Origin of the sequence: Mesorhizobium sp. M2A.F.Ca.ET.067.02.1.1 (assembly GCF_004023285.1) — a bacterium.
Lineage (GTDB): Bacteria > Pseudomonadota > Alphaproteobacteria > Rhizobiales > Rhizobiaceae > Mesorhizobium.
Genome location: NZ_RZSB01000203.1, coordinates 1 through 8,609, shown reverse-complemented (window position 1 = coordinate 8,609; position 8,609 = coordinate 1). Strand labels below are relative to the sequence as shown.

Sequence of the window (8,609 nt, the reverse complement as noted above, 5' to 3'; positions counted from 1 at the left end):
AGCAGGTGCTTGCCGCCGCAGGCCTGCCGGTGATGGAATCGGCCACCCATATCGTGCCGGTGCTGGTCGGCGATCCCGAGCTTTGCAAGATGGCGAGCGACCGGCTGCTTGGCGTGCACGGCATCTATATCCAGCCGATCAACTATCCGACGGTGCCGCGCGGCACCGAGCGGCTGCGCATCACGCCGACGCCGTTTCATTCGGACGCGCTTATTGCCGAACTGCAGGACGCGCTGGTCGAGACCTGGGATGCGCTCGGCATCCCCTATGCCGGCTCAGGCCGCCCCGCCGTCGCCAAGACCGATCGGATCATCCCGCTGCTGGTACCGAAGTCAGGCGGCTGACTTGCAACTGTCGGGCGCTGACCGCGGCTCCGCCTAAAGCTATTTCTCGTTCTACAACGCTGCGGCGCTCCTAGGCCCGCGAACGGAGCGGTGCAGACTTCCCGCCCGATTGCGACCTCACACTGTCTTCATCCATTTCGCCAGGCGATGCGCCGCTTCATCGAGGTGATCGAGGCGGCGGTGGAAGCATAGTCGGAGGAAGGCCTCGCCGCCGGGACCGAAGGCGGTGCCGGGCGCCAGGCCGACATTGGCATTGTCGACGATGTCGAAGGCCGCTTTTCGGGAATCGGTGAGGCCGTCGACCCTGAAGAACAGGTAGAAGGCGCCTTGCGGCACGGTGAAACGCGCCTTGCCGGTTTCGCCGAGAATGCCGCAGACGAGGTCGCGCGCGGCATGCGCGCGCTCCACCTGTTCCGCTATGAAGCCGTCACCCTCGTCGAGGGCGGCGACAGCGCCGCGCTGCATGAACTGGGCGACGCCCGAGGTCGAGTACTGGATCAGGTTCTCGAACACCTGCTGCAAGGCGGGATGGGTCTTGATCCAGCCGACACGCCAGCCGGTCATTGCCCAGTTCTTGGAAAAACTGTTGACGAACAGGATGCGGTCCTCGGGCGTGGCGACATCGAGAAAGGACGGCGCGCGGCCATGGCCGTAGTGGAACAGCGAATAGATCTCGTCGGCGATGATCCAAAGGCCCTTTGCCCGGGCAAGATCCAGGATCGCCTGGAGCGTTTCCCTGTCGGCGGTCCAGCCTGTCGGGTTGGAGGGCGTGTTGATGAACAACAGCTTGGTGCGCGGCGTGATTGCCGAGGCGATCTTGTCGACGTCGCAGGACCAGCCATTGCCGGACTGGTCGAGCGTGACCGGCACCGGCACGGCGCCCGCCACGCCGGCGGCCGCGGCGAAATTCGGCCAGGCGGGAGAGAGGTAGATCACCTCGTCGCCGCTGCCGGCGATGGCGTCGATGGCCAGCTGGATGGCATGCATGCCAGAGGCGGTGACGATGAACTCCTCCTCGGCGAAGGTCTTGCCGAAATGCCTGGCGTAGTAGCGCGCGAGCGCCTGCCGGAGCTCGGGAATGCCCTTCTGCCAGGTGTAGAAGGTCTCGCCATCAGCGAGCCCGCGTGCGGCGGCATCGCTGATGAAGGAAGGCGTCGGAAGATCGCCCTCGCCGGCCCAGAGCGGGATCAGCCCTTCGCGCAGGCGACCATGGTTGATGACGGCGACAATGCCGCTTTCGGGCGCGGCGCGGGCTTCGGCGCGCAAGGTGTCGATAAGGCTCATGGGCAAAATCCGTGTTCGTGTCGTCAGCGCTCTTACCAGATCGCCAAACGGAAAACCCCGGCCGCCTGGGGCCGGGGTTTTGGTCCAGAGCGCCCGCTCTGCGTTACTTCTTGGCGAGCAGGTCGCGGATTTCGGTCAGGAGTTGCACGTCGGCCGGCGGCGGAGCCGCGGCGGGAGCCGGCTTCTCGCGCTCCAGCCGCTTGCGCAGATTGTTCACCGCCTTGACCATCAGGAAAATGATGAAGGCAAGGATCAGGAAGTTCAGCACGACGGTCATGAAGCTGCCATAGGCGAACACCGCGCCCTCCTTCTTGGCATCAGCCAGCGTTGCCGAATGGACGTTGGAGGACAGCCCGAAGAAGTAATTGTTGAAGTCCAGCCCGCCGAAGATCGCGCCGACGATCGGCATGATGATGTCGTTGACCAAGGAATCGACGATCTTGCCGAAGGCGGCGCCGATGATGACGCCGACGGCCAGGTCCATCACATTGCCCTTGGAAATGAACTCCTGGAATTCTTTCAGCATTCGACCCTCCTTGCCGTGGCGGGCCGCACTGCCGCCTCACCAGTTGTCCTTGGGCGCCGACCCGAGCCCACAATAACAAAAACCCCCGGTTGCAAAACCGGAAAAACAATGAAGGCACCGGTTTGTGTCACGCATCGTCCATCAGCCGCATATGCGCCGAAAGCCGCGATGGACTTGGGCCCCGAGCTGTGGTTGCGTCGGGGTGGTCGAGCGTTTCATCGAGATGCCCGGCCGCTTTGGGTATTTGTTCAGACGCAATTCCGGACGGCAAATCGCCTGGTATTTTTCCGGAATGGTTGGGCAGGCCGGATGGGAGACCGGCCAGGGAGGAAGCACGGGCCGTGCAAGGCTGGTTCGTCGTCATCATCGCGATCGCCTATGTGACGCTGCTTTTCGCCATTGCCAGCGTCGGCGACCGGCGCGCGGCCGCCGCGGGGCTCGGCCGGGCGCGGCCGTTCATCTATGCGCTAAGCCTGGCCATCTACTGCACCTCCTGGACCTTCTTCGGCTCGGTCGGCCTTTCCTCCGAGCGCGGCCTCGAATTCCTCGGCATCTATACCGGCCCGGTGCTGGTCTTCGTGTTCGGCTTCCCGCTGCTCAACCGCCTGGTCCGGCTGGCGAAAAGCGAGAAGATCACCTCGATCGCCGACTTCCTCGGCGCCCGCTACGGCAAGAGCTTCACCGTCGCGGCGATCGCGACCTTGATCGCCACGATCGGCGCGGTGCCCTATATCGCGCTGCAGCTCAAGGCGATCTCGGGCTCGGTCAGCCTGATGATCGAGCACTATACCGGCTCGCCGCCCTCTTTCGATCCGTTCGTCAGCGATATCTCGCTGGTGGTGGCGATGCTTTTGGCGCTGTTCGCGGTCCTGTTCGGCACCCGCCACGCCGATGCCACGGAACATCAGGACGGGCTGGTTCTGGCCGTTGCGGTCGAGACCGTGGTGAAGCTCGCCGCATTCATAGCCATCGGCCTGATGGTCACGTTCCTGATCTTCGGCGGCCCCGGCGACATGTTCGCCAGGCTCGCCGGGAACGGCCAGGTACGCCAGGCGATGAGCTACAACACCTCGCTGGCCACCTGGCTGGTGCTGACGGGCTTGAGCGGCTTTGCCATCCTGATGCTGCCGCGGCAATTCTATGTCACCATTGTCGAGAACCGCAGCGAGGCGGAGCTGCGCACGGCGACTTGGCTGTTCCCGCTCTATCTCGTGGCGATCAATCTCTTCGTGCTGCCGATCGCCTTTGCCGGTCTGTCGCTGGTCGGCGCCAAGACCAGCAGCGACCTTTATGTGCTGTCGCTGCCTCTGCTCGGCGGCCATGACGTGCTCGCCATGGCCGCCTTCGTCGGCGGCCTGTCGGCGGCGACCGCCATGGTGATCGTCGAGAGCGTCGCGCTGTCGATCATGATCTCCAACGATCTCATCATCCCGCTGTTCGTGCGCCGCGTGATCAAGACCAGCGCCTCGGAGAATGAGGATTGGTCGACACTCATCCTCAACGTACGCCGCGCGTCCATCTTCATCCTGCTGTTCATCGCCTTCCTCTACTACCGCGAGAGCACCAACAGCGCGCGGCTGTCCTCGATCGGGCTGATGTCTTTCGCGGCGATCGCGCAATTCGCGCCGTCGCTGATCGGCGGCCTGATCTGGCGCCGCGCTAACGGCCGGGGCGCCGCGCTCGGCATGGTCGCGGGCATCGCTGTCTGGGGTTACACGCTTCTTCTGCCTTCGCTCGCCGGCCCGGGTTCCGACATCGTCGTCCACGGGCTGTTCGGCTTCGAGGCGCTGAGGCCACAGGCGCTGTTCGGCACCGTCGGCGAGCCGCTGAACCACGGCGTGATGTGGAGCCTCTCGGTCAACGCCCTGTTCTTCGTGCTGGGGTCGCTGTCGCGCGCGTCGGTGCCGCTGGAGCGTATCCAGGCGGCGATCTTCGTGCCGCGCGAGGCGGGCCCGATGCCAAGCCTCAGGCGCTTCCGCACCGCCGTCACCGTCAATGATCTCAAGGACACGATCTCGCGCTATCTCGGCGTCGAGCGCACGGAGCGTTCCTTCCAGTCCTTCGAGAAGAGCGCAAGCGTCTCGCTCCACGGCAAGGAGCAAGCGAGCATGGATGTCATCCGCTTCTCGGAGCAATTGCTGGCAAGCGCCGTCGGCTCGTCCTCGGCGCGGCTGATCCTGTCGCTGCTCTTTCGCCGCAACGACCACGATTCCAAGGATGCCTTCAAGCTGCTCGACGACGCCACCGAGGCGCTGCAGCACAATCGCGACCTGCTCCAGATCGCCCTGGATCAGATGGAGCAAGGCATCACCGTCTTCGACCGCGATTTCCGGCTGATCTGCTGGAACCGGCAATACCGGCAGCTGTTCGACCTGCCGGACGAGATGGGCCAGGTCGGCGTGTCGCTCGACCGGATCCTGCGCCATCTTGCCGAACGCGGCGATATCCCGGCTGACCAGCGCGTGACGATGCTCAACCGGCTGACCAGCTTCGCCGGGCCATGGCAGATGGAGCTGAAGACCAGCGGACGCATTCTGGAGCTGCGCTCCAACCCGATGCCCGACGGCGGCATCGTCGCCACCTATGCCGACATCTCCGGCCGCGTCGAGCAGGACCTGGCGCTGAAACGGGCCAATGAATCGCTGGAACAGCGGGTCAAGACCCGCACCGTCGAGCTCACCCGGGTCAACGAGGAGCTGGCGCAGGCGCAGATGCTGGCCGAGGAGGCCAATCTCGGCAAGACGCGCTTCCTCGCCGCCGCCGGGCACGACATCCTGCAGCCGCTCAACGCGGCGCGTCTCTATTGCTCGTCGCTGATCGAGAAGGCCGGCAAGGGGCCGGCCGGCAAGGCGGCCATCAACATCGAATCCTCGCTGGAATCGGTCGAAACCATCCTCGGCGCGGTGCTCGACATCTCGCGGCTCGATGCCGGCGCCATGAAGCCCGAGGACACCGCCTTCAGCCTCGGCGGGCTGCTCGGGCAGATCGGCAATGACTTCCGCCCTTTGGCCGCCGAAAAGAAGCTCGAGCTCAAGATCATGCCGTCCTCGCTCGGCGTCATGACCGATCGCAACCTTTTGCGCCGGCTGATCCAGAACCTGGTCTCGAACGCCATCAAATACACGCGCAAGGGCCGCATCCTGGTTGGGGTGCGGCGACGCGGCGAACTGGCCGAAATCCAGGTGATCGACACCGGCATTGGCATCGCCGGCGACAAGCTCAACACCGTCTTCCACGAGTTCACACGCCTCGACGAGGGCGTACGCGAGGCAGAAGGCCTTGGCCTGGGGCTCTCCATCGTCGACCGCATCGCGCGGGTGCTGCGACTCGAAATCCGCATTTTCTCCAACCCCGGCAAGGGCACGCGCTTTTCCGTCATCCTGCCGGTCGCGGAGGTCGCGGCGCCGCCGCGCGAAATCGGCAAAGCCCCGGCCCGCTCTGCGTCGACGCTTGCCGGGCTCAATGTGCTCTGCATCGACAATGATGCGCGCATCCTCGACGGCATGCGGCTGCTGCTCGAAGGCTGGGGCTGCCATGTCGAGACGGCTTCGGGATCGGGAGAGCTCATGAGACCCGGCGCGGTGAGGCCGGACGTCGTGCTTGCTGACTATCATCTCGATGGCGGCACTGGGCTCGACGCGATCGCCAGGTTGCGCGCCGCCTACGGCCAGGACCTGCCCTGCGTGCTGGTCACCGCCGACCGCTCCAGCGAGGTGCGCGCCGCCGCAAGCCAGCTCGACATTCCGGCCGTCAACAAGCCGGTGAAGCCCGCCGTGCTGCGCTCGATGATGGCGCGGGTCAGGCCGCTGGCGCCGGCGGCGGAGTAGAGGCAGAAGTAGCTAACTTACCGGCTGCAGCGGGTCATTGCCGATCTTGGAGAGCTGGATGACCGCCTGGGTACGGCTGTCGACGCCGAGCTTTTGCAATATGGCCGAGACATGCGCCTTGATGGTCGCCTCGGAAACGCCGAGCTCATAGGCGATCTGCTTGTTGAGCAGGCCCTCCGCCAGCATGCCGAGCACGCGCGTCTGCTGCGGCGTCAGCGCTTGCAGGCGCTTGATCAGATCGGAGATTTCCGGGTCGCGCTCGACACCGAGCTCGATACCGGCGGGTGCCGCGATGTCGCCGGCGAGGACGGCCTGCACCGCGGCGCGGATTTCTTCCATGCTGGCCGATTTGGAGATGAAGCCGGAAGCGCCGAGATCGAGGGCGCGGCGGATGGTGACGGGATCGTCATGCGCCGACACCACGACCAGCGGCACCGCCGGATGGATGCCGCGTAGCGCAATCAGGCCGGAGAGGCCGCTGGCGCCCGGCATCGACAGATCGAGCAGCACCATGTCGATATCCTCATTGGCCAGCACCAGAGCCTTGGCGCTCTCGAAATCCCCGGCCTCGTGAATGGCGGCAACGTCGCCGACGCCGGCCAGCGCCTCCTTCAGCGCGCCGCGAAAAAGCGGGTGATCGTCGGCAATGACGAAAGTGTGGCCCGACGGCAAATATTCCTCCCCCGATCCCATCATCATTTTCGTGCTTCTTGCGGGGATCAGAATGATTATGCGGCGGCGCGGCGCTTTTTCAAGCGGCAAAGGCCGCGCGCGGGGTTTTCCCCAGGGGCGGCCCGGTCGCGCCGGCTCAGGTCTTCTGCTGATTCAGCTTGCCGCCGCCGTCGCCGTCTTCCTTGTCCATGTCCTTGACGATGTCCTTGAAGGTGCGGAAGAAGCGTTCCATGTAGCCCATGGCCCTGTTGAAATCCTCTTCGCTCGGCAGTTGCGATTCCAGCCGGGCGGAGAGCGAATTCTCGAGCTTGGCGACCCGCGCATCGAGGGCCTTGACCGAATTGTCCAGCCGGTCGATCTCGTCCTGGTAGGCGGCGCGCTCGTCCGCCGCCATCTTGCAGACGAGCTGGCCGGTGCGCTCCTCGCACATCGACATGGCGCCGGTCCTTGTATCCATGCGGACATAGCCGTTGGCCGACTTCTCCAAACGGTAGTGGTCGGTCTCCTCGGAATAGGCGGAAGCGGCAACCAACGAGCAAAGCGCCGCGGGGATCAGGATGTGCTGCAGACGCATATCGTCCTCCATGAGCCAGTGAAGGCCGGCTATCACAGGTTTGCGCCGGAAATGGGGAAGAGTCGAGCTTCAAGCCTTCCCCGCACCTTCGGTTCAGACTATAGCGCGAGAATGTCTCAGATTATCTACAAGATCGCCCCCGAGGCGCTTTGGTGCGAGGCCGAAAAGAACGGGCGCTTCACCGGCGCGCCGATCGACATCGCCGACGGCTTCATCCATTTCTCCACCGCCGCGCAAGTGCGCGAGACAGCGGCCAAGCATTTCGCCGGCCAGACGGGCCTGCTGCTGGTCGCCATCGACGGGGAGAAGCTGGGGAACGCGCTGAAATACGAGGTATCGCGCGGCGGCGCGCTGTTCCCGCATCTCTACGCCCCGCTCGACCTCGATGCCGTCCTTTGGGTCAAGCCGCTGCCGCCCGGCGCCGGCGGCCACGACTTCCCGGCGCTGGAGGACGAATGAGCGTGCTCGACCGGATCGGCCAGAAGCTGCTTTTCTCCTTCGATCCGGAAACCGCGCATGGTCTGTCGATCGCGGCGCTGCGCTGCGGGCTTCCGGTTGGCGCGACCGCGCCGCGCGACGCGCGGCTCAGGATCAGGCTTTGTGGCCTCGACTTCCCGAACCCGCTCGGCATGGCCGCCGGCTACGACAAGAACGCCGAAGTGCCGGACGCGCTGCTTGGGCTTGGCTTCGGCTTCGCCGAGGTCGGCACCATCACCCCGCTGCCGCAACCCGGCAATCCGAAGCCGCGCATCTTCCGGCTGACGGCGGATGAAGCGGTGATCAACCGGCTGGGCTTCAACAATGAAGGTCATGCGGCGGCGGAAAAGCGGCTTGCCGCGCGCAAGGGGCTGCCAGGCGTCGTCGGCGTCAACATCGGCGCCAACAAGGACAGCGCCGACCGCATCGCCGATTACGAGCGCGGCGTTGCTCGCTTCGCGGCCTATGCGAGCTATCTGACGGTCAACATCTCCTCGCCCAACACGCCGGGCCTGCGCAACATGCAGGCGCGCGAGCAGCTTGGCGAGCTCTTGTCGCGGGTGATGGCCGCGCGTGCCGCGGCCGCTGCGCAGCCGCCGGTCTTCCTCAAGATCGCGCCGGATCTCGTCGAAGCGGAGCTGGAAGACATTGCCGCCGAGGTCGCCGAGAAGAAGATCGACGGCGTCATCGTCTCCAACACGACGCTGGCGCGGAGCGGATTGCGGAGCGGCGGCGTGGCGAATGAAACCGGCGGCCTCTCGGGAAAACCATTGTTCGAGCGTTCGACCGCGGTTCTGGCTCGCATGCGCAAACTGCTTGGACCGCAGATGACGATCATCGGTGTCGGTGGCGTCGACTCCGCCGAGGCCGCATTGGAAAAGATCCGCGCCGGCGCCGACCTCGTC

General features: G+C 65.2%; 8 protein-coding genes. 4 read left to right on the top strand and 4 right to left on the bottom strand.

The annotated features are described in order from the left end of the window. Nucleotides 1–344, top strand: a 344-nt coding sequence (locus EOA28_RS15855) for an aminotransferase class I/II-fold pyridoxal phosphate-dependent enzyme (protein ID WP_128315037.1), incomplete at its 5' end; no start/stop codon positions are given. Between the two features lie 117 nt (nucleotides 345–461). On the opposite strand, the gene EOA28_RS15850 is transcribed toward EOA28_RS15855, so the two are convergent. Both EOA28_RS15850 and mscL read right to left on the bottom strand, forming a co-directional pair. Continuing rightward, nucleotides 462–1,628, bottom strand: coding sequence for a pyridoxal phosphate-dependent aminotransferase (locus EOA28_RS15850; RefSeq protein ID WP_127251923.1), 1,167 nt, complete (start codon nucleotides 1,626–1,628; stop codon nucleotides 462–464). A 103-nt stretch (nucleotides 1,629–1,731) separates the two neighbouring features. Further along, entirely contained in the window at nucleotides 1,732–2,154 is a 423-nt protein-coding gene (mscL, locus tag EOA28_RS15845) for a large conductance mechanosensitive channel protein MscL (protein ID WP_126079330.1), read from the bottom strand. Between the two features lie 341 nt (nucleotides 2,155–2,495). Between mscL and EOA28_RS15840 the strand changes: the two genes are divergently transcribed. Next, nucleotides 2,496–5,981, top strand: coding sequence for a PAS domain-containing hybrid sensor histidine kinase/response regulator (locus EOA28_RS15840; RefSeq protein ID WP_189342054.1), 3,486 nt, complete (start codon nucleotides 2,496–2,498; stop codon nucleotides 5,979–5,981). Between the two features lie 12 nt (nucleotides 5,982–5,993). Here the strand turns inward: EOA28_RS15840 and EOA28_RS15835 are convergent, their stop codons facing one another. Together EOA28_RS15835 and EOA28_RS15830 are read right to left on the bottom strand one after the other, a co-directional pair. Next, nucleotides 5,994–6,653: a response regulator transcription factor gene (locus EOA28_RS15835; RefSeq protein WP_127251927.1), complete on the bottom strand. Its 660-nt coding sequence runs from the start codon at nucleotides 6,651–6,653 to the stop codon at nucleotides 5,994–5,996. 136 nt (nucleotides 6,654–6,789) lie between these two features. Further along, on the bottom strand, nucleotides 6,790–7,227 hold the full coding sequence (locus EOA28_RS15830; RefSeq protein WP_127251922.1) for a hypothetical protein: 438 nt from the start codon (nucleotides 7,225–7,227) through the stop codon (nucleotides 6,790–6,792). A gap of 111 nt (nucleotides 7,228–7,338) precedes the next feature. On the opposite strand from EOA28_RS15830, the gene EOA28_RS15825 reads away from it, so the two are divergent. Both EOA28_RS15825 and EOA28_RS15820 read left to right on the top strand, forming a co-directional pair. Next, nucleotides 7,339–7,686: a DUF952 domain-containing protein gene (locus tag EOA28_RS15825; protein WP_189342053.1), complete on the top strand. Its 348-nt coding sequence runs from the start codon at nucleotides 7,339–7,341 to the stop codon at nucleotides 7,684–7,686. Further along, nucleotides 7,683–8,609: quinone-dependent dihydroorotate dehydrogenase (locus EOA28_RS15820; protein ID WP_128315036.1), on the top strand; the 927-nt coding region annotated here is incomplete at its 3' end. The genes EOA28_RS15825 and EOA28_RS15820, both read left to right, overlap by 4 nt.

Bases quoted from the DNA above. Each gene is read 5' to 3' on its own strand.
- mscL (WP_126079330.1), bottom strand. From the start codon at position 2,154: ATGCTGAAAGAATTCCAGGAGTTCATTTCCAAGGGCAATGTGATGGAC.
- EOA28_RS15825 (WP_189342053.1), top strand. From the start codon at position 7,339: ATGTCTCAGATTATCTACAAGATCGCCCCCGAGGCGCTTTGGTGCGAG.
- EOA28_RS15830 (WP_127251922.1), bottom strand. From the start codon at position 7,227: ATGCGTCTGCAGCACATCCTGATCCCCGCGGCGCTTTGCTCGTTGGTT.
- EOA28_RS15850 (WP_127251923.1), bottom strand. From the start codon at position 1,628: ATGAGCCTTATCGACACCTTGCGCGCCGAAGCCCGCGCCGCGCCCGAA.